At 63.1% G+C, this 23586-nt stretch carries 18 protein-coding genes and 2 pseudogenes; 3 read left to right on the top strand and 17 right to left on the bottom strand.

From position 1 onward, the window contains the following. The 4 genes and pseudogenes from NKI73_RS00110 to NKI73_RS00125 all read right to left on the bottom strand — a co-directional run bounded on the left by NKI73_RS00110 (position 1) and on the right by NKI73_RS00125 (position 4878). The gene (locus tag NKI73_RS00110; RefSeq protein ID WP_352626415.1) at positions 1–975 is read right to left on the bottom strand and encodes an ABC transporter substrate-binding protein; all 975 of its coding nucleotides are present in this window, start codon (positions 973–975) and stop codon (positions 1–3) included. A gap of 507 nt (positions 976–1482) precedes the next feature. Continuing rightward, the gene (locus NKI73_RS00115) at positions 1483–2247 is read right to left on the bottom strand and encodes an SDR family oxidoreductase (RefSeq protein WP_352626416.1); all 765 of its coding nucleotides are present in this window, start codon (positions 2245–2247) and stop codon (positions 1483–1485) included. Between the two features lie 89 nt (positions 2248–2336). After that, positions 2337–3134: a DUF427 domain-containing protein gene (locus NKI73_RS00120; RefSeq protein ID WP_502909536.1), complete on the bottom strand. Its 798-nt coding sequence runs from the start codon at positions 3132–3134 to the stop codon at positions 2337–2339. An 89-nt stretch (positions 3135–3223) separates the two neighbouring features. Next, positions 3224–4878, bottom strand: a pseudogene (locus NKI73_RS00125) (ABC transporter substrate-binding protein). A 112-nt stretch (positions 4879–4990) separates the two neighbouring features. On the opposite strand from NKI73_RS00125, the pseudogene NKI73_RS00130 reads away from it, so the two are divergent. Then, a pseudogene (locus NKI73_RS00130) lies at positions 4991–5891 on the top strand (LysR family transcriptional regulator). Between the two features lie 33 nt (positions 5892–5924). Here the strand turns inward: NKI73_RS00130 and NKI73_RS00135 are convergent. The 9 genes from NKI73_RS00135 to NKI73_RS00175 form a co-directional block, all read right to left on the bottom strand. Continuing rightward, complete coding sequence (locus NKI73_RS00135; RefSeq protein ID WP_352626418.1) at positions 5925–7967, bottom strand: dipeptide ABC transporter ATP-binding protein; 2043 nt, start codon at positions 7965–7967, stop codon at positions 5925–5927. Next, a complete protein-coding gene (locus NKI73_RS00140) occupies positions 7960–8838 on the bottom strand; it encodes an ABC transporter permease (protein WP_352626420.1) in 879 nt (292 codons plus the stop codon). The genes NKI73_RS00135 and NKI73_RS00140 overlap by 8 nt, the downstream gene beginning before the upstream one ends. Further along, the gene (locus NKI73_RS00145; protein ID WP_352627283.1) at positions 8838–9788 is read right to left on the bottom strand and encodes an ABC transporter permease; all 951 of its coding nucleotides are present in this window, start codon (positions 9786–9788) and stop codon (positions 8838–8840) included. Before NKI73_RS00145 ends, NKI73_RS00140 begins: the two co-directional genes overlap by 1 nt. A 71-nt stretch (positions 9789–9859) precedes the next feature. Beyond that, a complete protein-coding gene (locus NKI73_RS00150) occupies positions 9860–11524 on the bottom strand; it encodes an ABC transporter substrate-binding protein (RefSeq protein ID WP_352626422.1) in 1665 nt (554 codons plus the stop codon). 238 nt (positions 11525–11762) lie between these two features. Beyond that, positions 11763–12515 carry a mandelate racemase/muconate lactonizing enzyme family protein gene (locus NKI73_RS00155; protein ID WP_352626424.1) on the bottom strand — a complete coding sequence of 251 codons (753 nt, stop codon included), beginning with the start codon at positions 12513–12515 and terminating at the stop codon, positions 11763–11765. After that, a complete protein-coding gene (locus NKI73_RS00160; RefSeq protein WP_352626426.1) occupies positions 12512–12946 on the bottom strand; it encodes a mandelate racemase/muconate lactonizing enzyme family protein in 435 nt (144 codons plus the stop codon). The genes NKI73_RS00155 and NKI73_RS00160 overlap by 4 nt, the downstream gene beginning before the upstream one ends. Position 12947: 1 nt before the next feature. Beyond that, entirely contained in the window at positions 12948–14054 is a 1107-nt protein-coding gene (locus NKI73_RS00165; protein ID WP_352626428.1) for a mandelate racemase/muconate lactonizing enzyme family protein, read from the bottom strand. Positions 14055–14089: 35 nt separating this feature from the next. Further along, positions 14090–14782, bottom strand: a complete 693-nt coding sequence (locus NKI73_RS00170) for a GntR family transcriptional regulator (RefSeq protein WP_352626430.1) — start codon at positions 14780–14782, stop codon at positions 14090–14092. Between the two features lie 107 nt (positions 14783–14889). Continuing rightward, positions 14890–15678, bottom strand: a complete 789-nt coding sequence (locus tag NKI73_RS00175; RefSeq protein ID WP_352626432.1) for a HalD/BesD family halogenase — start codon at positions 15676–15678, stop codon at positions 14890–14892. Between the two features lie 104 nt (positions 15679–15782). On the opposite strand from NKI73_RS00175, the gene NKI73_RS00180 reads away from it, so the two are divergent. Then, positions 15783–16715 (top strand): LysR substrate-binding domain-containing protein, encoded by a 933-nt coding sequence (locus NKI73_RS00180; protein WP_352626434.1) that lies wholly within the window; start codon positions 15783–15785, stop codon positions 16713–16715. A 22-nt stretch (positions 16716–16737) separates the two neighbouring features. Here the strand turns inward: NKI73_RS00180 and NKI73_RS00185 are convergent, their stop codons facing one another. Genes NKI73_RS00185 through NKI73_RS00195 form a run of 3 tightly spaced genes read right to left on the bottom strand, consistent with a single transcriptional unit; the run spans position 16738 to position 21329 of the window. Beyond that, complete coding sequence (locus NKI73_RS00185) at positions 16738–17889, bottom strand: efflux RND transporter periplasmic adaptor subunit (RefSeq protein ID WP_352626435.1); 1152 nt, start codon at positions 17887–17889, stop codon at positions 16738–16740. Between the two features lie 15 nt (positions 17890–17904). Then, positions 17905–21081 carry an efflux RND transporter permease subunit gene (locus NKI73_RS00190; protein WP_352626437.1) on the bottom strand — a complete coding sequence of 1059 codons (3177 nt, stop codon included), beginning with the start codon at positions 21079–21081 and terminating at the stop codon, positions 17905–17907. Next, positions 21075–21329, bottom strand: coding sequence for a hypothetical protein (locus NKI73_RS00195; protein ID WP_352626439.1), 255 nt, complete (start codon positions 21327–21329; stop codon positions 21075–21077). The genes NKI73_RS00190 and NKI73_RS00195 overlap by 7 nt, the downstream gene beginning before the upstream one ends. A gap of 260 nt (positions 21330–21589) precedes the next feature. Between NKI73_RS00195 and NKI73_RS00200 the strand changes: the two genes are divergently transcribed. After that, positions 21590–22180, top strand: a complete 591-nt coding sequence (locus NKI73_RS00200) for a TetR/AcrR family transcriptional regulator (protein WP_352626440.1) — start codon at positions 21590–21592, stop codon at positions 22178–22180. Positions 22181–22520: 340 nt separating this feature from the next. On the opposite strand, the gene NKI73_RS00205 is transcribed toward NKI73_RS00200, so the two are convergent. Next, complete coding sequence (locus NKI73_RS00205; protein WP_352626442.1) at positions 22521–23543, bottom strand: LacI family DNA-binding transcriptional regulator; 1023 nt, start codon at positions 23541–23543, stop codon at positions 22521–22523. Positions 23544–23586: the final 43 nt, after the last annotated feature.

The following is a 23586-nucleotide window of genomic DNA, read 5'->3' on the forward strand; positions in this document are numbered from 1 at the left end:
TCACTGCGCCCAGGCTTTCCAGTCGGCCTCGTGGGCCGCGATCCAGGCTGCGGCGACATCTTCCGGCGTCTTGCCGCCGAGATCGATCTCGCCGCTCATCTTGTTGAGCTCGTCGGTGTCGACCGTGTAGGACTTCGCCACCTTGTAGGCGACCGGCCATTTGTCCTTCATGCCGGCCCAGGAATACTTCCAGATCTCGCCATGCGGCTTGCCGCAATCATATTTGGCGTCGGGGTTCACGCCCCATTTCGGGTCGCTGTAGCACTCGGCTGTGTATTCGGGGAATTCAATCCACTCGCCCTTGTATTTGGCCGGCGCCCAATGCGGCGAATAGATCCACAGCATGATCGGCGCCTTGCGCTGATAGGCAGAGTCCAGTTCGGCGAACATCGCCGCGTCGGTGCCGGCATGGATGACGGTGAAGGGCAGTTTCAGCGCCTCGACGCGCTCGTCGTCAAAGCCTTCCCATGTTACCGGGCCGCCGAGATAACGGCCCTTCGGCACGGTCTCCGCCGTCGAGAAGGCTTCGGCGCATTTCGGGTCTTTCAGCGCTTCCCAATTGGGCAGGCCGGGGCATTTCTCTTTCATGTATTCGGGAAACCACCACTCTTCCTTGGCCTTGGGTCCGAGCTTGCCCAGCCGTTCGGTCTGGCCGGTCGCATCGGAGGCTTTCATCGCCTCGCCGGCGGTCGTGTCCCAGAATTCCAGGCCGACATCGAGATCGCCGTTGGTGAGACCGGTGGTCAGGCTGGAGAGGTAGTCGGCGGTCGGATATTCGACGGTATAGCCGAGCTTTTCCAGGATGCCGCCAAGGATCTTGGCGTTCAGATTGACACTGGTCCAGTCGAACAGCGCGATCTTGATCGGATCGTTGGATTCCGGTGCGGCGGCTTGGGCGGAAGGCGTCAGCAGGCTTAACGTCGCCAGCGCGACGGCGCCCATCGAGAGTTTCGAGATGTGACTGCGAAATGACATGCTTGTTCTCCTTCAAGCTGTGACAATTATCGGTCGTTCCCTTCTTGCGGCTTTTCTTGATTGTGTTGGAAAGGCGGTTCGTTGCGCAAGGCCGTCGGCGCCAAATTGTTGCCCTGGCCCTGGCCAACGCAGGCAAGATGGTGCTCAATTCTGGTGATGGTGAAAAATGCTGGGAGTCTCAGCGTCATGGCTGCCGACGGATCGCTGCGGGAGCGATCATCTGCGGATCAATTGCCAGTCCTGCGGCGCCCTGCAATGTGTTCCCATGACCCAGAGCATTTCCGGCGAAACACGATCGCCTCCATGCTCTATCCGTTTGTTTTTTACGCAATTCCGGACGCAAAACCGCTTAGCACTTTTGCTGGAATTGCTCTCGGCTGCTGGCCCAGCAAGCCCCATCTCGCCAAGGCCGTTTCACAGGATGAAATTATATATACCAAGGTTCATGTCGCGCAACGACTAACGCCTGCGGGACGCATAAATTCAGACTGCAGGCGAAGTCGAAGCCTACCAGCAGACGTAGCCGCCATCGACGATCAGGTCGAGGCCGGTGACGAAGCTAGAGGCGCGGCTGGCCAGGAACACCGTCGGTCCGACCATTTCCTCCGGCGCCGCCATGCGCCCCATCGGTGTGTCGCGCTTGAAGATCTTCACCTCTTCCGCCACCTCCGGGCGCTTGTTCATCGGCGTCAGCGTGTAACCCGGGCTGACGACGTTGACCCGCAGCCCACGGTCGGCCCACTCCATGGCGAGGCTCTTCGACATGTGGATGACGGCGGCTTTCGAGGAATTGTAGTGCGCCTGCGTCAGGCCCCGATTGACGATGGTGCCCGACATCGAGGCGATGTTGATGATCGAGCCCTTGCGTCGCGCCAGCATCTTGCGGGCTTCGGCCTGACAGGACAGGAACACGCCGGCGACATTGACCTCGTGCACCTTCTGCCATGTTTCCAGCGGCATTGTCTCGGCGGGCTCGGAGCCGGCAATGCCGGCATTGTTGACGGCGACGGTCAGCGCACCGAGTTCGCTCTCGACGCGATCGATTGCCGCCGCGAGATCGCTCTGCGACGTCACCGTGCCGGTCAGCACTATCGCCTTGCGGCCGAGTGCCGCGATCCGGTGCGCGGTTTCGTCCAGTCCACCCTTCGACGCATGACCGAAACAGGCAACATCGGCACCCGCCTTGGCCAGTCCGATCGCGATCGCCTGTCCGATGCCGCTGCCGGCGCCGGTGACCAGCGCGACATCGCCGCCCAGCTTGAAAATATCCATCGATAGCCCTCCCTGCTTCAGGGAGGGTACGCGCTGCGCTGTGTTTCGAGCAAGCTCCCAGCGCGCAATCGGACAAAGAGCGTTGTCGTTCAGAAATAGCCGCTCGACGCGGCCGTGGCTTCCTTGGGAATTTCGACGCCGTCGACCAGGATCTTGTCGACCAGTTCGTGGTGGAAGCAGACCAGCCCCTTGATGCGCTCGGCCTCGTGTACCGGCTCGGGATAATACCAGACCAGGTTCTCGTGGCGCTTGGCCTTGGTCGTCACGTGATAATAGTTGGAGATGCCCTTGTAGGGGCAGCGCGAGATGTAACGGCTGGGCGCAAACATATCGAGCCGCGTGTCGGCGATCGGCAGATAGTGGCGCACCGGATGGCCGGTCTCGAACAGGAACACGCCACGGCGTGAATCGGCGACCTGTTCGCCGTCGAGAATGACCCGCACGCGCCGCGAGGAGGGCAGGCAATCGACCCGGCGGAACGGATCGCGGGCGTGGACGAAGATCTCCTCGTCTTCCTCGAACCAGTGTCCCATCTTGCTCCAGGTGAACGACATGTAGTCCGATATTGGCGGACAGCCCTTGACCGGATCGAGATAGCGCCAGGCCGCATCCTCGACCAGCGTGATGCCGGTGTTGAGCGAATAGTGGGTGGCTATGCCCTTGAAAGGGTCCTCTGTCGTCGTCTTGCTCGGCAGCAGGAACTCCTCGCGAACGTCGCCGATCGGGAAGTAGTAGACCGGCAGGTGATCGGATTCGTAGAACACCAAGGCGTTGGTCGTATCGGCCACGATCATTGACCCAACCTGCACCCGCAATCGCTTTTGCGTGGGCATGGTGAAGGCGACATAGCCAGGCTCGAATTCGTACTGCACGATGTTGTCGAGCAGCGGAAAATGCGGCCCGCGGCCGCGCAGATGGGGTTTGCGAATGGTAGTCTCCCGTTTCTTTTCTTTCGTGATCGGGCGTTGTCGCACGATCAGCTCAATGATACGCGATCAAGCAGCAGCCCGGCGGCGATCGGCGGCAAGCCGCTGACATTCTTGCGCACCGGCACCAGCAGATCGGGGAAATAGCTGAAAATCACCGGCGTCTCGTCGAGCAGCAGTTTCTGGATGTCGGAGGCGGCACTGCGCTGCGCGCCGACGTCGAGCGCCTTGAGATAGCTGGCGACCATACCATCATAGGCCGGGCTCTTGAAATGCGCCGCATTCCACGGGCCGTCGCTGACCAGCGGGCTCTTGAGGAAGACGTTCGGCACGCTGCGATGAGCGTAGTCGGTGATGCCGAGCGGGCTGTCCAGCCAGTCCGACTGGCCGAACACCGCCTTGCCGTAATATTTGTCTTGGTCCTCGATGTTGAGCGAGATGCGCGCACCGATCTCCTTGGCGAAATTCTGGAACAGCTGCGCGTAGCCGGGAATGTCGGAATAGCGCAGCGTCGTCAGCGTGATATCGAAGCCGCTGGCGAGGCCCGCCGCTTCGAGCAGTTGCTTGGCCTTGGCGATGTCCTGGACGCGCTGCGGCACCGTCTTGTCGGTCGCGGGGAAGGCCGGCGCGAAGGGGCTGTCATTGCCGGTCGCGGCCATGCCACGGCACAGGCCGTCGACCAGCTTGGAGCGATCGATGCACAGCGCCAGCGCCTGACGCACGCGCTTGTCGGTGAAGGGGCCGGTGTCGCAGCGTATATGCAACTGGCGGTGCGCGGTCGAGGCGACACGCAGCACGGTGATATCGGGGCTGTTCAGCACCACCTGACTGACATCGAGCGGAACCGCGTCGAGAATGTCGACCTCGCCGGCCTGCAGCGCCAGGATGCGTGGCTGCACATCTCCGTAGAACTTGAACTCGAGACGGTCGGGCAATGCCTTCTCGCCCCAATAGCCGGGGTTGCGGATGAAGGTCGCACCAACCTTCGGTGTGTAGGTCTCCAGCCGGAACGGCCCCGTGCCTTCAAACGTCTTTTCGTAGTCGCCCTTGTAGCTCGCCGGCAGGATCACGGCGTTGTAATTGTCGATCGACACCGAATAGGGAAAGCTGCCATTCGGCGCATCGAGATGGAAGGCGACGGTGTGGTCGTCGACCTTCTGGGTACCGCCCTTCGACAGCAGGCCTTTGAACACCGACAGCGCATTGGAAGCGCCGTTGGGGTCGGCCAGCCGCTCGAAGGTCGCGACGACGTCGTCCGCCTTAAAGTCCTCGCCATTGTGGAATTTCACGCCCTTGCGCAGCTTGAAGGTCCACACGCTGCCGTCCTCGTTCGGCGCCCAGCTCTCCGCCAGCACCGGTCTCAGGGTGAGGTCCGGCTGGGTTACGCAGAGAATGCAGCGGTCTGGAAAACCAGCTGGTAGCTGCCGCTGTCATAGTAGGTGACGGGATCGATGGCGCCGCCGGGCGTCGCGACGCCGGCGCGCACGGTGCCGCCGGGCTTGCCCTCGGCGCGTGCCGGCTGCGTGTTGAGGCCGGCAGCCGCGACAAGGCTGCCGAGGAACGGCAGGGAGAGGCCGAGCACGCTGCCATGGCGCAGGAAATCGCGGCGGCCCATCCTGCCGGCCAGCAATTCGTCGACAGCGGAATTTTCGATTGCGGTGAGCGTTTTGCGAGCGTTGTCGATCATCCTGAAATGCTTGGGCATGGCTGGATTCCTCGCTTGTCTTGGGGTTTGGCTATCTAGTTCATTGTTGACTGCCGCCGGAAAGCGATATTTTTTGATAGGGGCCATCGAAATTTTCGATGCAAGATGAGCCATGGACACTGAAAATCTGCGCAGCTTTCTCGAAGTCGCCACGCATGGCAGCTTCACTGTCGCGGCCAGCCGGCTCAACCTCGCCCAGTCCACCGTCAGCGCGCGGATCAGGGGGCTGGAGGAGCAGTTGGGACGCCGGCTTTTCGTGCGCGACCGCGATGGCGTCACGCTGACGCCGACCGGCCGGCAGTTCCTGCCGCATGCTTCTTCAATCACCCGCACCTGGGAACAATCCAGACAGGACATCGCCGTTCCCGATGGCTATGAGACCTTGCTGCGGCTGACCGCGCCTGCCTATTTGTGGGACCGCATAACCTCGCCATGGGTTGAATGGATGCGTGCCAGGCGGCCGAACGTGGCGCTGCGGCTGGAAGGCAGTTTCCCGGATCTGGCGATCGACCAATTGGCGGAGGGCCTGCTCGATATCTGCATCCTCTATCTGCCGCGCCCGCATCCAGGCATCGTCTACGAAACACTGGCCGTCGATCAGGTGGTGCTTGTCCAGCACGCCGCGCAGACGAAGCCGTGGACCGAAAACTACATTCTGATGGATTGGGGGCTGGAATTCCGCATCGAGCATGACCGCGCCTTTGCCGGCATGGTCAAGCCGGCCATATCGGCCGGGCTGGTCTTCATCGGGCTGCAGCATGTGCTGTCGCAGCAGGCGGCCGCCTATCTGCCGCTCAGCACCGTCAGCGGTCATATCGAGCGCGGCGAGATGCGGCGCATCGACAACGCCCCGGTGTTCCAGCGGCCGATCTATCTCGCCTACCCCTCGAATCCTCTCGTCGGACGTTCTGGATGTCGCGCTCGCAGGACTGCGCACGTTGGCCAGGGACTGGGCCGAAGGGCAGGGCTTTTCGGAAGGTGATCGTTCCCTGAGCATGGCCGGCCAGATCTGACTGGCCAAGCCACACGAGCGACGGTGACGCTCGCTATGCCGGCTCGGTCACGGCCGCTTTCTGTAACCTGGCCAGTTCGGCGTAGGGAATGTGGCATCGGATCGAATGGCCGGGCTGCGCCTCGCTCAGTGGCGGCTCCTGCCGTTCGCAGATCGGACCGATCTTTCGCGGGCAGCGCGTGTGGAACACGCAGCCCGACGGCGGGTTGGTGGCGCTGGGGATTTCACCGTCGAGACGAATGCGCGCGGTCTCGGTCTGGTCGAGTTTGGGCACGGCCGACAGCAGCGCTTCGGTATAGGGATGATGCGGGCCGGAAAAGACGTCTTCGGACGGTCCGAGTTCCATGATGCGGCCGAGATAGAGCACGGCGATCTTGTCGGAGAGGTAACGCACCACGGCAAGATCATGCGAGATGAAGATGTAGCTGACATCTTCCTTCGACTGCAGGTCGGCGAGTAGATTGAGGATGGCAGCCTGCACCGAGACGTCGAGTGCCGAAGTCGGCTCGTCGCAGACGACGATGCGCGGATCGCCGGCGAAGGCGCGAGCAATGGCAACGCGCTGCTTCAAGCCGCCAGAAAGCTGGCGTGGCTTGACGGCCAGATGCCGGTCGGTAAGCCGGACCGAACGGACGAGGTCGTTGAGACGCGCCTCCAGCGCCTTGCCGGAGAGACCCGCCAACCGCTTCAACGCACGGCCGATCAGATGGCGGATCGAATGCGAGCGGTTCAGCGCCGAGTCCGGATTCTGGAAGACGATCTGCATCGCCTTGATCTGGTCGTCGCTGCGGTTCTCCAGCCTGGGCGCCAGCGCCTTGCCCTCAAGCTCGATGGTGCCGCCTTCATCCGGCGGCACCAGGCCGAGCAGCAGCCTGGCGAAGGTCGTCTTGCCGCTGCCGGACTCGCCGACCAGCCCGAGCGTCTCGCCGGGCCGCAGGTCGAGCGAGACATCCTTGACGGCGCGCAGCGCATGGCCATGGCTGGCATAGGTCTTGTTCAGCCCCGCGACGCGCAACACTGGTGCTGCCTCCGCCTTTGGCACAGGCGCCACATCGCTCGGGGTTGCACGCGGCAGCGCTTGTGCCTTGTCGTGATGGAAGCAGCGCGACAGCCGCCCCCCGCGCTCGTCACCCAACTCGTAAAGTGGCGGCAACTCGCTGCGGCAGCGGTCGTCGGCGAGTGCGCAACGGTCGGCGAAGGCGCAGCCTTTGATGTCGGCACCGATGCCGGGCAGGAAACCCGGAATGGTGTCGAGACGGCCCTGATCCTTGCGCTGGCCGCCTCGCGGCAGGCAGCGCAGCAGTGCGACTGTATAGGGATGGCGCGGATCGTTGAACACGACCTCCGTCGGCCCTTCCTCGACCAGCATGCCGGCATAGAGCACGCCGACCCGGTCGCACATGTTGGAAACGACGGCCAGGTTGTGGCTGATGAACAGGATCGAGGCCGACAGTTCCTGCCGCAGCTGCGCGATCAGGTCGAGCACTTCGGCCTCCACCGTCGCATCGAGGCCGGTGGTCGGCTCGTCGAGGATCAGCATCGAGGGATCGTTGGCCAGCGCCATGGCAATCGCCACGCGCTGCTGCATTCCGCCGGAAAGCTGATGCGGGTAGCGTTGCATAACGCTGACGGGATCGGAGATGCGCACCCGGTTCAGCATGGCGATCGCCCGGTCCTCGGCCGCCTTACCCGTTTTACCGCCGAGTTCAAAAATCTCGGTCAGCTGGCGGCCGACGCGGATCGACGGGTTCAGCGCCTTGCCCGGGTCCTGGTAGACCATCGAGACGCTTTCCGCGCGGGCGCGCCTGAGTGCCTCGGCATCCAGCTTCATCACATCCTGGCCGTCGAGCGAGATAGCGCCGCCAGTGATCGAGCCGTTGCGCGGCAGATAGCGCACGACGGTGAGCGCCACGGTGGATTTGCCACAGCCGGATTCGCCGACCAGCCCATAGGCTTCGCCTTGGCCGATGGTGAGGCTGAGGTTGCGCAGCACCACGCGATTGCGACCGGCGACGCGATAAGCGACCGACAAATCGTGCAGTTCGAGCGCGTTTTTGGCCTTGGCGGGCTTAGTCATTGAGCGCTCCGTGAACGCCGTCTGCCGCCAGATTGACGCCAATCACCAGCGAGGCGATGGCGAGCGCATCGAACAGCACCGTCCACCAGAAGCCGCCGCCGATCATGCCGTAATTGTTGGAGATAGAGAGCCCCCAGTCGGGCGAGGGCGGCTGGATGCCAAAACCCATGAAGGAGAGCGTGGCGACCGCGAAGATAGCATAGCCGAGCCGCACCGTGGTCTCGACCAGGATCGGCGGGATGACGTTGGGCAGGATCTCGACGAACATCGTATGCAGTGCGCTTTCATGCCTGAGCTGTGCGGCGGCGACATAGTCGAGTTCGCGCTCGGCGAGCACGGCGGAGCGCACGGTGCGGGCGATGATCGGCGCGAAGCTGAGGCCAATGACGACGATGACCGTCGTCTTGGAGGTGCCGAGCGCCACGATGGCCAGCAGCGCGACAATGACCACCGGGATCGCCATGAAGGCTTCGAGGATGCGGCTGACGACATCGTCGACGAGGCCACGAAAATAACCGGTGAGCAGGCCGAGCGCCGTGCCGGCCACCGTCGCCAGCAAGGTTGCCAGCGGTGCGACGGTCAGGATATCGCGCGAGCCGACGATAACGCGCGAGAAGACGTCGCGGCCGATCTGGTCGGTACCGAACCAGTGTTCGGCCGAAGGCGGCGCCAGCGCATTGATGATGTCGTCGGTAAGCGGATCATAGGGTGCGAAATGCTCGCCGAACAGCGCGCAGGCAACCCAAAACAGCACGATGGCGAACCCGACAAGGAACGTTCGCGAGCGCAGCAGGGAAAAAAAGACCTCGGCAAGCGGGCCGCGCCGGCGCGTGTCGTCTGGTGTGGGGGAGGTGGTCTGGACGGCGCTCATTAGTCTGACCCCAGCCGGATGCGCGGATTGAGCACAGAATAGAGAAAGTCGGCGGCAAGCGTCGCCACCGCATAGACAATGCCGATGGTCAGGATTCCCGATTCCAGCATCGGGAAATCCTTGCCGCGCGCCGCGGTGAAGATCAGCGAGCCGATGCCCTGGTAACGGAACAGCGTCTCGATGACGACGAGGCCGCCGATGAGATAGCCGGTCTGCGTTGCAATCACGGTGATGGTCGGCAGCAGCGCATTGCGCAGCACATGTCGCCAGATCACCGTGCGCCAGGGCAGGCCTTTCAGCACGGCCGTTCGCGTGTAGTCGGAATCGAGCGCTTCGATCATGCCGGAGCGTGCCATGCGGGCGATGTAGCCGAACAGCACCAGGAACAGCGGCAGCGAGGGCAGGATAAGATAATAGAGCTGCGTGAAGAAGCCGGCATTGCGCGGCCATGCGGCCGATATCGGCAGCCAGCGCAGCCAGACGCCGAAGATCAGGATCAGGATGATGCCGGTCACGAACTCCGGCAGCACCGTCACCGACAGGCCGCCGAGGCTGATGATGCGGTCGAGTGGGCGGTTGAGATTGAGCGCGGCAACGACGCCGCCGAGGATACCGATCGGCACCACCAGCACGAAGGCGACCGCCGCCAGCTTCATCGAATTGCCGAGCGCATCGATGACGAAGGGGGCGACCGGCGAGCGGAAGATATAGGACGTGCCCATGTCGCCCTGGACGAAGCTGGAGATCCAGCCCCAGTACTGCGCAAGCAGCGGGCGATCGACGCCGAGCGTGTGATTGAGCGTGTCGACCGCGCGTTGGTCGGCGAACGGACCCAATATGGCGCGCCCAACATTGCCGGGCAGCACCTGGCCGCCCAGAAACACCATGATGCTGAGCAGGAACAGCGTGACGAGCGACAGCGACACACGCCGGGCAAGGAAGGAGAGAATGGCTAGGACTCCTTGTGGAGCCAGCCCCCGTGTGGGAGCTAGCTGTTAGAGGATTGGCTTTCCCTTTCCGTTCAGGCCTTCGATGCCTTGTCGAGGAACAGCTGCGACATGGCGGTCGGCTGCACGCCGGCCACGCCTTTCGCCGTCGCTGTCAGATAGTCGTAAAAATAGCCGAAGATGACGGGCGTTTCCTCGAGCAGCAGCTTCTGGATCTTGCCGGCGTCGGCCTTCTGCGCTTCGAGGTCGAGGGCGGCGATATAGCTTGTCGCCAGCGCGTCATAGTCCTTGTTGTTGAAATGCGCCGCGTTCCAGGTGCCTTCGCTCTTCAGCGGTGCCGCGAGATAGACATTCGGCACGCCGCGGTGGCCGTAGTCGGTGATGCCCATCACCGAATCCAGCCAGTTCGATTTGCCGAACACCGCGTCTCCGTAATAGCCGCCCTGGTCGAGGATGTTGAGGTCGAGTTCGACACCGATCTCCTTGACCCAGTTCTGGATCAGCTGGGCATATTCGGGGATTTCCAGGTAGCGCTCGGTGGTCAGCGTTATCTTGAAGCCCTGGCCGAGGCCGGCTGCTTCCATGAGCTGCTTGGCCTGGGCGATGTCCTGCTTGCGTTGCGGCACGCTTGTATCGGTCGAAGGGTAGACGGCGGCGAACGGGCTGTCATTGCCCAGTGCGGAGCGTCCCTTCATCAGGCCGGCGGCCAGCTTGTCGCGATCGAGGCAGAGCGCAATGGCCCGACGCACGCGCGCATCCTTCAACGGCCCCTCATCGCAGCGCATGTGCAGTTGCTGATGGGCCGACGACTTCAGGCTGATGATGTCGATGTTCGGATCGTTGAGCAGTGCGACGCCGGCCAGCACCGGCAGTTGGTTGATGATGTCGACCTGTCCGCCCTGCAGCGCCAGGATCTGCGGCTGCGTGTCGGTGAAGAAGGTGAACTCGGTGCGCTCGGGCAATGCCTTCGGCCCCCAATAGTCCTCATTGCGGACGAAGGACGCACCGACCTTTGCCGTGTACTTCTCGATCTTGAACGGCCCGGTACCGTCGAAGCTCTTCTCGTAGTCGCCCTTGTAGCTCGCCGGGATGATGACGGCGTTGTAGTTGTCGGACGACAGCATGTAGGGGAAGTTGCCGTTCGGCGCGTCGAGGTGGAATTCCACCGTGTAGTCATCGACCTTCTTTGAGGCGCCCTTCTGCAGGATGCCGGTGAACACCGACAGCGCGTTGGACGAGTTTGCCGGATCGGCAAGGCGGTCGATGCTGGCCACGACGTCGTCGGCCTTCATCTCGCCGCCGCTGTGGAATTTTACGCCCTTGCGCAGCTTGAAGGTCCACACCGTGCCGTTGTCGTTCGGCTTCCAGCTTTCGGCCAATGCCGGCTGCAGGACGAGGTCGGGCCCGTCGACGCACAGGAACTCGGCAACCTGCTGCATGACCAGCAGGCCGCCGGCGTCCGCGATGGTGACGGGATCGATCGTCGCTGCCGGGACGCTGCTGGCGACGCGGATGGTGGCGCCGGGCGCGCCCTGGGCGCGCGCCAGCGACGGCATGCCGCCAAGGCCGGCGGCCATGCCGATACGGCCCAGCAGCGGCAGCGACAGACCGAGCAGGCTGCCGTGGCGGACGAAGTCGCGGCGGCTGACCCTGCCGTCGACCAGGCCGTCGATAAGATGGTTTTCAAGCGGCGAGCGATTGCGCCGGATCAGGTCGAGGATGCTGTAGTTCTTGCTCATGGGTTTTTACCCTTTCCCCTATTTCTTATGGTTGACGAAATTTCGTGGATTTCTCCATTTTTCCGGCTGCCAGAGAGGCCTGTCGACCGGAACTTAGCATGCGGTTTTGTTCGGTCCATCCAGTCGTGGCGGACGCGCCGGGCTGCACTGCTTCCATCGTCTTTGTCCGACCTTCCCGACCGAAGTCGCGGCGGCTGGCTTCTCGTGTCTTGGCCGTTTGTCTGGCCGCGTGCCGTCATTAGTTCAGCGGCAAACGGCGATAGGTTCCGGGCTTTGCCGGGTCATGATACTTGTTGCACGGTCCTTTCTCGGTAAAGTCTCTGTGACAGGCAGCGAGGTTTTCGCGCGACAAGATGACGCCGAGGCCGGGACCTTCCGGGACGCGCACGACATTGTTCCTCGGCGAAAACGGCTCTTCCTCGGTGATGTCAGTCGGCAGCATGCGAAACAGCGACTGGTTCGGCTCCCTGGTCCAGCCGAGTGCCGCGCACAGATGCAGATAGGCAGCACTTCCGATGCCGCTGTCGCCGCTGTAGCACCAGAAATCGATACCGGCATGCTCGCAGGCGCCGACGAAGCGCAGCAGCCGGCCGATGCCGCCATGCGTCGTCGGGTTGCCGACGAAAGCGTCCGGCACCTTGGTTTCCATGGCACGCGCAATGTCGATGTTGTGGGTCGAAAACGGGATCGAACAATGGCGCCGCAACTCGCGCATCTCCTCGATCGTCGCCACCGGATCCTCCCAGTTGCGCACGCCGAGATCTTCCAGCGGCCGCGCCAGCCGCCGCGCGGTGCTGAGCGAATAGGCCTGGTTGGAATCGATGCGGATCATCGCATCGTCGCCAAGTTTGCGGCGGATCAGTTCGACCATCCTCAGTGAGATTTTCGGATCTTCGGTCGAGAATTTACCTTCGAAGAAGGTCGTTCCATACGTCTCGTGCAGCTCGACGCAATAATCGGCGACCTCTTCCGGCGTCGTCTCGCCCTTCACATCAGGCCCACCGCCACGCAGCGAAAATAGTCGGTGAACGGGATGTCCTTGCGCACGGCGCCGCCAAGCAGCTGGTAGAGCGGCTGGTTCCATGCCTTGCCGCGCAGATCCCACAATGCCATCTCGATGGCGCCGAAAGCCATGATGCGGGTGCGGTCGTTGATCGACTGCACACCGGTCCAGTAGGGCAGGCAGACGTTCTCGGCGCCGGCGATGTCGAAGGCATCGCGGTCGACCAGCCGTGGCGCTAGGACATCATTGATGATCGCCGCCGCTGCCGGCGTCGGTGCTTCGCCGAGGCCGATCAGCCCATCCTCGGTCTCGACCTCGACAATGGTCGGCGAAAACCCGTCGAGCTCGCCGAACACCCAGGCGTAGGGCGCTTCGAGGCGCAGATTGATCGGCGTGGCTTTGATGCCGCGGATTTTCATCTCAACGGCCGACTTCGAAGAAAGGCTTCCCGAGCAGGTCGGGAACGACGTCGATGCCAAGGCCCGGTCCATCCGGAATGCCCATGCGGCTGCCGGTGACCGGCGGCATGTTCGACGCCGTGCGCACCGTCACCCATTCATGGAAGGCGATGGCATGCAGCCGGCGCTCCTCCGGCGTCGACAGCGATAGATGCGCCATGGCCGCGGTGTCGATCTCGGCGCCGCCGGTGTCCTCGACGGTGATCATGAAGCCGAGGTCGACGGCGAGGTCGCGGATCTGCCGCGTCTTGGTCACGCCGCCGAGCCGCGAAATCTTCAAGGTCAGCCCGTCGGCCGCACCCTTGCGGTGGATGTCGAGCATGTCGTCCAGCGAGGCTACGGACTCGTCGAGCACCATCGGCTTGTCGAGCGAGCGGCGCACCGACATGCATTCGTCGATCGTCGTGCAGGGTTGCTCGAATGTGTAGTCGATGGCGCGGGTCGCATCGGCGAACTGGCGCGCCTGGTAGGGTGTCCAGCCGGCATTGGCGTCGCAGAAGATGACCGTGCCTTTCGGCACCGAGGCGGCGACCGCGGCGACGCGCTCGATGTCGTCATGGACATTGCCGCCGACCTTGACCTGCAGCCGGTGGAAGCCGTCCTTGACGATCCGCTTGGCAAGTGCTGCCATGGCGTCGACGCTGCCATGGGTGACGACCTTGTAGAGTTCGGCGGTCTCGCTCTCCCTGCCGCCGAGCAGCGTCACCAGCGGCACATCGGCGGCACGCGCGGCGAGATCCCAGCAGGCCATGTCGAGCGCCGACTTGATGTAGGGGTGGCCCTTGAACACTGTGTCCATCAGCCGGCCGATGCCGGCCAGTCCGCGTGGATCGTGGCCGATCAGATGCGGCGCGATCTCCACCACGCCGGCGCGAACGCCGGCGGCGAAGGCAGGCGAGTAGAAATTGCCGAGCGGTGCCATCTCGCCCCAGCCGGTGATGCCGCTGTCTGATGTAATGGACACGATCACCGCGTCGAAGGCGTCGGCCTCGCGCCCCTTCGACATGCGATAGGGCCCGTCCACGAAGGGCTGCACGACATGGTAGGCTTTGATGGTCTCGATCTGCACGTGTCTTTTCCGTTGGCTGCGATGTTGGGGTCGGGTCAAACGCCTTTCGACGGGCGCTGTTCGAGGCCGCGCGCGTAGGAAAGAAGCTCTTCGAAATCGAGGTCGATATGCTCGCGGGCATGGCGCTGGGCGGCGCGCATGTCGGTGCCTTTGAGCAACCGCGCATAGGTCTCGTGAACGTCTTCGGCTGGCACCGCCTCATTGCGTGCCTGCTGGTGCAGGGCGAAATACATCTGCAAGCGGCTGGTCAGCCGCTGCCACGTTTCCAGCAGCACCGAATTGTCGGCCCATTCGTAGATCAGGCCATGCAGTTGCAGCGCGGTTTCGATTTGGCGTGTCGTGTCCAACGCACGGGTCGCCTGCTTCACGGCTTCGTGGCGCCGGTCGAGCTCGTCGAAGAAGCGCTGGTCGCGCAGCGGCCACGCCCGCTCGATGGCCAGCTCGTCCATCACCTTGTTGAACGAATAGGCATCGTCGATGTCCTTGGCTGTGACCTCGATGACGAAGGTGCCGGCATAGGGAATGCTGGTCAGGATGCCTTCCTGCACCAGCTCGCGCATCGCCTCGCGCAGCGGTGCGCGGCTCACGCGCATTTGTTCGGAGATACGGAGCTCGTTGAGCTTCTGGCCGGGTTCGAGCTGGCCGGTAAGGATCGCGCGCCGCAGCAGCGCGACGATCTCGGCGCGGCGCGTGGTGTCCGCGATCGGACTGAAATCCGCTTTCCCCATTCGGCTGCTCCCAAGGAAACCGAAAGCAAGACAAGCAGATTGTCGACAATCTAACAAGAGGTCATCGTCGGATTCTTGGGGACCGCTGCCATGTTGCTTCTTCAGTCTCAGGCCGCGCGGCCGTAGAAGCCGACGCGCTCCTCGGGGCTGAACATCACGCCCGGCTTCTCATAGTAGGAAAACACCGCGATCATGCGCTCGCGCTCGCCTTCGACCGTGGTGACGCGATGCGCGGTGTTCTTGCCGCGAAAGACGTTGAGCGTGCCCGGTCTCATGCGCAGGATCTTGGCATCGGGGTCACGCCCTTCGAGCAATCTGGCGACGCCGTCATAATTGGGATTGTCGTCCGACCGCAGATCGGTGCGGTATTCGAGATCGCCGCCGCGCTCCGCTGCCTGCAACAACAGCGTCGTCGTGAATTCCGAACGATCGAAATGCCAGTTCAACGCCTCGCCGGCGCGATAGGCCATGACATTGGTGCGAGCCAGCGGATCCTGCATGATATGCAGTCTGGTCTTGCCCATCGTTGCGGCCAGGAAGCGCAGCAGCGGCTCATATTCGTAGATGGCGAGCACGACGCTGCCCGGAATCTGGTCGGCACAGACGGTATGGCTGATCGTCTCGACCTTGCGCAGCGCCGGATGGTCAGGCGCAAGCTCGGGAATATCCGGCTTGAAGTAGATGTTGTGCATGCGCTTGTGCACATGCGATCGCGCGGCCATCACTGGCTGGATTTCGCGCGCGGCTTGTTCCGCCATGCCGGAGCGCAAAAACCCTTCGAGATTGAACATGCCGTCGGCTTCGAGCGCGGCGACTGATTGTTCGACAAGGCGCAGCCAGTCGGCGCTGCCTTCGCGGTCGAGCGGATAGCGGTCGAGATCGAGGATGTCTTTCATAATCATAAGCTCCGAGGTTTCGAGCCTATGAGATGGCAAAAAAAATCTTTCTCTCAACGTGGAAAATAATTAGGATTGAGCAAGAAAAACTTATGGAGCCGGGTGTGGAACGGTTGCCGCCGCTGAATGCGATCAAGGCTTTCGAGGTTGCGGCGCGTGCCGGCAGCTTCACTTTGGCCGCCTCTGAACTCGGCGTATCGTCGGCAGCGGTCAGCCAGCAGATCCGCAACCTCGAGAGCTGGTTCGGCAAGCAGTTGTTCGTGCGCAGCGGCAACCGCATCGCGCTCACCGACGCCGGCCACGCCATCTATCCGCAGACCGCGAAGGCCTTGGGCGACATCGCCGCGATCGGCCGGCGCATGCTGGAGGGCGGCTTGCGCACGCGCCTTGTCGTCAGCGTGCCATTCTCCCTGGCCGAACTGTGGCTGGCGCCGAGGCTGGCCGTGCTTCTCGATGCCTTTCCGCAAATGGCGATCGACGTCCGCGTCGAGGACGATCCGGTCGATCTGATGCGCCAGAACATCGATCTGCGCATCAGCTATGGCGACTATCACTATCCCGGATTGAAACTTGTCCGGCTCGTCCATGATGACGTCGTGCCCGTCTGCGCGCCCGAATTCTGGCACCGGCACGGCAATGGCGATTCAGGTCTGACGGATTTGCACGAGAGCCTGTTCATCCACACCAATTGGGGGCCGAACTATGCCTCGCACCCGACCTGGGCGGATTGGTTCGCGGCATCTGGCGGCAGCCGTTCGCCCGACCCGTCGCACGGTCGCCGCGTCGGCCTGTCCAGCCTGGCGATCGCCTCGGCGAGGTTGGGTCTGGGCATCGCCCTTGGCCAGCGGGTTATGGCGGGAGCCGATCTGGAGGCCGGCCGCTTGATCGCGCTCTCCTCCGTCTCGGTGCGCCTCGGGCACCCCTACTGTGCATTCATGCCGCCGGCCAAGGCCGACCGCGCCGATGTTGCCGGTCTGGTGGAACTGCTCATGAAAGCGGCGCCCGCGACCTGTGGGAAGGCCGGGGCGCCGCGCTGAAGCCGGGTCCTGACGGGGGTGTTCAGGTGGCCGGCTTTTCCGGTATCGGCGATACAGGCGCTCCGGGTCCGATCTTTTGCAGATTGCCCGTGATCACCTGGTCGCCCTCGGCGACGCCACTCAAGATGGCGACCTGATCGCCGCTCGTCGGTCCGAGCGAAACCAACCGCTGGTCGACCGTGTTGCCCTTGCCGACGACATAGAGATATTTGCCGAGCTGGCTCGAGCCCAGCGCCGTCTGTGGCACCATGAGCGCGTCGGCCTGCTCTCTCACATGCAGCCGGACACGAACATATTGGCCCGGCAGCAGCGTGAACTTGCCGTTGCCGATCGTCGCGCGTGCGGTGATGGTGCCGGTCGAGCGGTCGACCGAATTGTCGATGAAGGTAAGCTCACCCTTCTGGCTTGCCTCGGTCTGGCCGGGGAGCAGGACCTCGACCTCGATCGGGCCGTTCGCACGGGCTTGCTCGATCTCGGCCAGATCCGTCTCGCTCGGGTTGAAGGTGACGTAGATCGGGTCGAGCTGAATCAGCGTGTTGAGCACGGTGCCGGCGACGCTGACCAGCGTTCCGACCGAGGCCTGGTTGCGGCCAAGGCGCCCGCCAAACGGCGCACGGATTTCGGCGTAGCTCAGATTGAGTTCGGCGGTGCGGACCGCCGCCTGGTTGAGAGCCAGCGATGCCTGTGCTTCGCGCAAGGTGCTGGTGCGCTGGTCGAAGCCGTCCTTGGCGAGGTAGCCGCTCTTGGCGAGTTCGGTGCCGCGGCCAAGGTTGGAGCGGGCATAGTCGAGCGTTGCCGTGTCGCGCTGCACCTGCGCCTTCGCCTGCTCGAGAGCGGCCTGGAAGTCATCCGGGGAGATCTTGTAGAGAAGATCGCCCTGCCGGACATCGACACCGTCGGCAGCGGTCTGCTCCTGCAGATAGCCAGGAATCCTGGCCTGCAAGGTGATGCTACGGATCGGTTCGGTCCGCGCGGCATAGTCGAGGTAGATCGGGATCGTCTTCTTGACGACGCTGACCACCGGCACCGGCATGACGAATGCCGCCGGGGCGGGCGCCGCGCCAGCCGTGCCGGCATTGAGGCTGAGATTGCCCATGTCGAGCAGGTGGACGCTGGCCACCGAGATTGCACCCAGCGCGACAGCCGTTCCCAACGCGATTTTCCATTTACGCATGATCAGTCTCCAATCTTATTCGGCCGCTTCCGCCAGGGGCGGGAAGGCGGGCTTAGTCGTTGGTTCATTGTCTTGAGAGGCGGGTTCGTCATTGCCACGGCGTTCGCGCAGCTGTTCGATGACCGCGTAGAAGACCGGCACGAACACCAGCGACAGGATGGTCGCCGCGACCATGCCGCCGAACACGGTGGTGCCGATCGACTGCCGGCTTGCAGCACCGGCGCCGGTCGCGAACATCAGCGGCAGCACGCCGAGGATGAAGGCGAAGGCCGTCATCAGGATCGGCCGCAGCCGCAGCCGTGCGGCTTCCATCGCCGCCTCGACAATGCTCAAGCCTTCCTCGCGCCGTCGCCGGGCGAACTCGACGATCAGGATCGCGTTCTTCGCCGCCAGGCCGATCAGCATGACGAAGCCGATCTGCGAGTAGACGTCGATCTGCATGCCGCGCATCCACAGCACCACGAACGCGCCGAACAGAGCGAGCGGCACCGCCAGCAGCACCATGAACGGCATCGCCCAGCTCTCATACTGCGCCGCCAGGATCAGGAAGACGAAGACGATGGCGAGGCCGAAGACGACGGACGCGATCGATCCTGCCTTTAGTTCCTGGAAGGTGATGCCGGTCCATTCGAAACCGAAATCCCTGGGCAGCGCGGTGGCGGCGGCCCGTTCCATCGCGGCGACCGCCTGGCCCGAGGAAAAGCCGGGTGCAGCGCCGCCATTGATCGAGGCCGAGGCGTTGTTGTTGTAGTGCGGGACGGTTTCCGGGCCGACGAACGGCACAAGCTTGCCCAGCGTGCTGAGCGGCACCATGCCACCGGAGGCATTGCGCACATAGAGCCGCGAAATGTCGGCGGCGCCCGCACGTGCATCCTTGTCAGCCTGGATGGTCACGCGGAAGGTGCGGCCGAACAGGTTGAAATCGTTCACGTAGAGCGAGCCGAGATAGATCTGCAGCGTGCTGAACACATCGGGCAGGTTGAGGCCGAGCAGCTTCGCCTTGCTGCGGTCGAGGTCGTAGTTGAACTGCGGCGTCGAGGTCGAGAACGGCGAGAACAGCTGTTGCGGATTGATCTCCGGCTGCTTGCGCGCCTCGGCGATCACGGCTTGCGTGGCGTCGTTGAGAGCTGAACTGCCGCGACCGGTGAGGTCCTCGACGACGAATTCGAAGCCGCCCGTAGTGCCTATGCCGGGGATCGACGGCGGATCGAAGCTCAGCGCGAAGGCTTCCGGAATCTGCATCAGCTTGCCGCGCACGTCGGCGACGAGCTTCGAGGCGCTCTGGTCTGGACCGCGTTCCTCCCATGGCTTCAGGATGGCGAATTCGACCGCCGAATTCGATTGCGCGGCACTGGTCAGGAAGTTCAGGCCGCTGATCGAACCGACGATGTCGACGCCGGGTGTCGCCTGCAGGATGTCGCGCGCCTTTTGCGCCACCGCGTCGGTGCGCTCGAGCGAAGCGCCGTCTGGCAACTGGATGACGACGAAGAAGTAGCCCTGGTCCTCGACCGGAAGGAAGGTCGAGGGCAGTCGCTGCCAGACGAAGTAAGTGGCGACCAGCCCGGCCGCGAACAGGCCGAGCATGATCCAGCGCAGGCGGATGAGAATGCGCACGCCGTTCGCATAGGCATGCGACAGCCTGTCGAAGCCTGTGTTGAACCAGCGGAACAGCACGAACTGCGTCGACCCGCGATGCCGCAGGAAGGCGGCACTGAGCGCGGGGCTGAGCGTCAGCGAGTTGAAGGCAGAGATGCCGACGGAAATCGCCACTGTCAGCGCGAACTGGTTGTAAAGCTTGCCTGAGACGCCGGGGATGAAAGCGACCGGCACGAACACCGCCATCAGCACGGCTGTGGTGGCGATGATCGGACCGGTGACTTCGGCCATCGCGGCCTTTGTCGCCGCCAGCGGCTTGAGCCCGGCCTCCAGTTGTCGTTCGACATTCTCGACCACCACGATGGCGTCGTCGACGACCAGGCCGATCGCCAGCACCATTCCGAGCAGGGATAGCATGTTGAGCGAGAAACCGAGCATCTCCATAACGACCAGCGTCGCCACCAGCGACACCGGAATGGCGATGGTCGGGATGATAGTCGTGCGCCAGCTTTGCAGGAAGATGAACACCACGGCGACGACCAGCACCAGCGCTTCGCCGAGCGTGATCAGCACGTCATGCATCGACGCCGAGACGAAGCGGGTCGTGTCGTAGTGCATCGCATAGGAGACGCCCTTGGGGAAACGGCCCGAAAGCTCCTGCATCTTGTCCTTGACGCGCTGCTGAAGATCGAGCGCGTTGGAACCGGGCATCTGATAGACGGCGAGCACCACGGTCGGGTCCTTGCCGAAGAAGGCCGACGACGAATATTGCAGCGCGCCGAGTTCGATGCGGGCGACGTCGCGCAGCCGCACCAGCGAGCCGGTGTCGGTGTTGGCGCGCACCACGATATCGCCGAATTCCTTGGGATCGCTCAAGCGGCCTATAGCGTTGACCTGCATCTCGAAGGCGGTGCCGGCCGGGGCCGGCGACTGGCCGATCTTGCCGGCCGCCACCTGGACGTTTTGCTCGGAGATGGCGTTTTGGACATCGACCGCGGTGATGCCGAGATTGGCAAGCTTGTCCGGATCGAGCCAGACGCGCATCGAATAGCGCCGCTCGCCGAAGATCTGCACGTCGCCGACGCCGGGCAACCGCTTCAGCGGATCGACCACCTGCAGATAGGCAAGATTGCTCAGCGCCACCGGATCGACCGAACTGTCGGGCGAGGTCAGGTTGACGATGAGGACGAAGTTCGGATTCTGCTTCTTGATCGTCACGCCACCCTGATTGACGATCGCCGGTAGCGATGAAGCAGCCTGCGAGACGCGGTTCTGGACGTCGACGGCGGCAGTGCTGAGCGAATAACCGACATCGAAGGTGATGGTGATGGTCGAGGAGCCGTCATTGGAGCTCGTCGACGACATGTAGGTCATGCCTTGCACGCCGTTGATCTGCTGCTCCAGCGGCGTCGTCACCGTGTCTGCGACCACCTGCGCGCTGGCGCCCGGATAGTGGGCGCTGACCACGACCTGTGGCGGCGTGATGTCGGGAAACTGCGAAACGGGCAGCAGGAAATAACAAATCGTCCCGGCGAGCACCATGATGATGGCGATCGCCGAGGCGAAGATCGGACGGTGGATGAAAAAGTTTACCACGACACGCACGCCTCTCCGACTGCTCTTGCCCGTCCGAAGGCGCTGGCAACCCTGGACAGCCTTTGGCCGCGCCCGTCACTGCGTTCCTCCAGAGAACGCAGCAACGGCACCTCGCGGCGCTGTGCATCGGCGAGCGAGCGCAGCATCGTCTCGAAGGCGCGCGGGTCGACGCCATCGGCTTTCATGACCAGCCGGATCATCGGATCCCGGACGGCTTCATCTATGGTAAGATCGCGGCGCTGTGGCATTGGCCGGCTCCTTGTCTGTCGATTCGCAGCCCATGCTCGCGAACCGTTTTCATCTCTTCACCGGCCGAGGCCGCATGATCTGCAATTTTTCGCCTGTCTCGATCTGGGCTGTTTTGATCTGGTAGGACCAGTTCACGGCCTTGTGATTGACGAAAGACGACATAGGTGTTACCAGTAAGTAACATTCGTGACGTTACAGACCGGTAACACCCTAGTCAAGAGGCGTACCGAGGGATTTTTGGGAAACCAAGGAGGTTTTGATGGAAGACGGCACTGTGGAGCGCGCTCGCCCCCGGGACAGGATCCTGGAGACGGCGCAGGACATGTTTCACAAGCATGGCATCAAGGGCGTCGGCATCGACGCGATCACTGAGGCCGCCGGAACCAACAAGATGACGCTCTATCGTCATTTCGATTCAAAGGACGACCTCATCATCCAATGCCTGCGCGCCACCGCCTGCAAGGCTGGTGCAATGTGGGAAAAGTTCGAAACCGAGCACCCTGGCGACAAGCTGGCACAACTGCATGCCTGGGTCCGGGTCGCCGCCGATATGCTCAGGGCGGATGGCCGCGGCTGCGATATGGCCAATGCCGCCGTCGAACTCAGTGAGACCGATCATCCGGCCAGGCGCGTGATCAAGGAACTCAAGGAAGCTCAGCGCGATCGCCTCGTGACGCTGTGCAGGGATGCCGGCATCGGCCAGGCCGAGCTGCTTGCCGACACGCTGTCGCTTCTGCTTGAAGGCGCTCGTGTCAGTGTTCAGAGCGTCGGCACGGAAGGCCCGAGCGCGCAGTTCGTCCGCATGGCGGAAGGGCTGATCGTCTCCTTCAGGGGCACCGCCGCCGGCTGAAGTTTTACTGCGGCAGCTGATGGCCTTTATTCAATCTTGCGACCCGAGAGCGAACGATGTCTCGCGTCTTTTGACGTGAGCAATGTTGCAACCGTCGCCAGAACGAAAAAAGCCCGCTGCCGGGAGGAGGTGGCAGCGGGCTCGATTTCGAATGTGGCGCGGGAGGAGGTGCACCCCACTCAGCGTCGGCATCGCATCTGGGAGGAGTAGATGGCCGACAACCAGAACCTACGATTTGCCCAATGATTCGGCAATCATGAATCCTGCATAGCTGCTGTGCAGATTTGCCGTGTCAATTATCATACAAATCCGGAAATAAGGTCTGCCAAGCCGCTCCGCCTTACTGCACCGGCACGTTTTCCCTGAAGATCAGTCTCGGTTCGATGAACTTCCGCGTCAGATAGGGCGCCGAGGATGCAATCGAGCCGAGCAGGCGAATGACCGACTGTTCCGCGATCAGCCTGGCATTCTGGTCGATGACGACATCGAGCAGGTCGTCGACGAGATGGCCGCGAGTGTCCTTGGTGAGGTCGTGGCAGATGAACACCGGCTTGCGGTTCGGCCGGGCCTCCCGGATCGCCTTTGCAACGCCCGAGTGTCCGGCTCCGACGCAATAGATGCCGAGCAGTTCCGGCTCGTTGTGCAGCGCCTTCATGGTCTCGGCATAGCTGACATCAGGCTCGTCGTTGATCTCGACGGCGCTGCTGATGGTCAGATTGGGAAACTCTTCATTGAGCACCGAGCGGAAACCCATTTCGCGTTCCTCGTGGCCGCGATAGGAGCGTGAGCCGACGACCATCGCCAGATGGCCTGTGCGGCCGCCAAGGAAGCGTCCCATCAATAGCGCCGCCGTTCGTCCCGCCACCCGGTTGTCGATGCCGACATAGGCCGAGCGTGGGGCCGCCGGAACGTCCGACACCAGCGTCACCAGGCGCATGCCGGCGTCGACGATGTCGCGCAGGATGTTGCGCGTACGCGGATGATCGACGGCGATGACACCGACGCCATTGGCCCTGAGCGAGAGGTTTTCGACGGCGGTCTGCAGCGCGTTCGGCGAGATACCGGCGAGGTTGTGGATCCGGCACGAGGCGACAAGCGGCAGGCGCGCGGCATAGTCCTCGATGTGCCCGGCGAGATCGCGCATGAAGGCATTGCTGCCAATCGGCAGCAGGAATTCGAGGTGGGCGGGCCGCGAGGGAAGCGTCACCTGGTCGGCGACCGGCAGATAGCCGAGCTGCTTGGCTGCCTCCATGACCCGCTGCCGGTTGGCGGCGCTCGCACCCGGCCGGTTGTTGAGCACCCTGTCGACGGTTGCGGTCGACAGCCCGCAATTGCGCGCGATATCGGAGACGGTGGCTTTCATGCCGCAATCCTATGCACCGATGCGATGCCGCGCCAGACGAGCG

It is taken from the genome of Mesorhizobium sp. M0496, assembly GCF_040321205.1.
GTDB lineage: Bacteria > Pseudomonadota > Alphaproteobacteria > Rhizobiales > Rhizobiaceae > Mesorhizobium.

Bases quoted from the DNA above. Each gene is read 5' to 3' on its own strand.
- NKI73_RS00115 (WP_352626416.1), bottom strand. From the start codon at position 2,247: ATGGATATTTTCAAGCTGGGCGGCGATGTCGCGCTGGTCACCGGCGCC.
- NKI73_RS00160 (WP_352626426.1), bottom strand. From the start codon at position 12,946: ATGAAAATCCGCGGCATCAAAGCCACGCCGATCAATCTGCGCCTCGAA.
- NKI73_RS00110 (WP_352626415.1), bottom strand. From the start codon at position 975: ATGTCATTTCGCAGTCACATCTCGAAACTCTCGATGGGCGCCGTCGCG.
- NKI73_RS00185 (WP_352626435.1), bottom strand. From the start codon at position 17,889: ATGCGTAAATGGAAAATCGCGTTGGGAACGGCTGTCGCGCTGGGTGCA.
- NKI73_RS00140 (WP_352626420.1), bottom strand. From the start codon at position 8,838: ATGAGCGCCGTCCAGACCACCTCCCCCACACCAGACGACACGCGCCGG.
- NKI73_RS00195 (WP_352626439.1), bottom strand. From the start codon at position 21,329: ATGCCACAGCGCCGCGATCTTACCATAGATGAAGCCGTCCGGGATCCG.
- NKI73_RS00205 (WP_352626442.1), bottom strand. From the start codon at position 23,543: ATGAAAGCCACCGTCTCCGATATCGCGCGCAATTGCGGGCTGTCGACC.
- NKI73_RS00200 (WP_352626440.1), top strand. From the start codon at position 21,590: ATGGAAGACGGCACTGTGGAGCGCGCTCGCCCCCGGGACAGGATCCTG.
- NKI73_RS00150 (WP_352626422.1), bottom strand. From the start codon at position 11,524: ATGAGCAAGAACTACAGCATCCTCGACCTGATCCGGCGCAATCGCTCG.
- NKI73_RS00170 (WP_352626430.1), bottom strand. From the start codon at position 14,782: ATGGGGAAAGCGGATTTCAGTCCGATCGCGGACACCACGCGCCGCGCC.
- NKI73_RS00175 (WP_352626432.1), bottom strand. From the start codon at position 15,678: ATGAAAGACATCCTCGATCTCGACCGCTATCCGCTCGACCGCGAAGGC.
- NKI73_RS00135 (WP_352626418.1), bottom strand. From the start codon at position 7,967: ATGACTAAGCCCGCCAAGGCCAAAAACGCGCTCGAACTGCACGATTTG.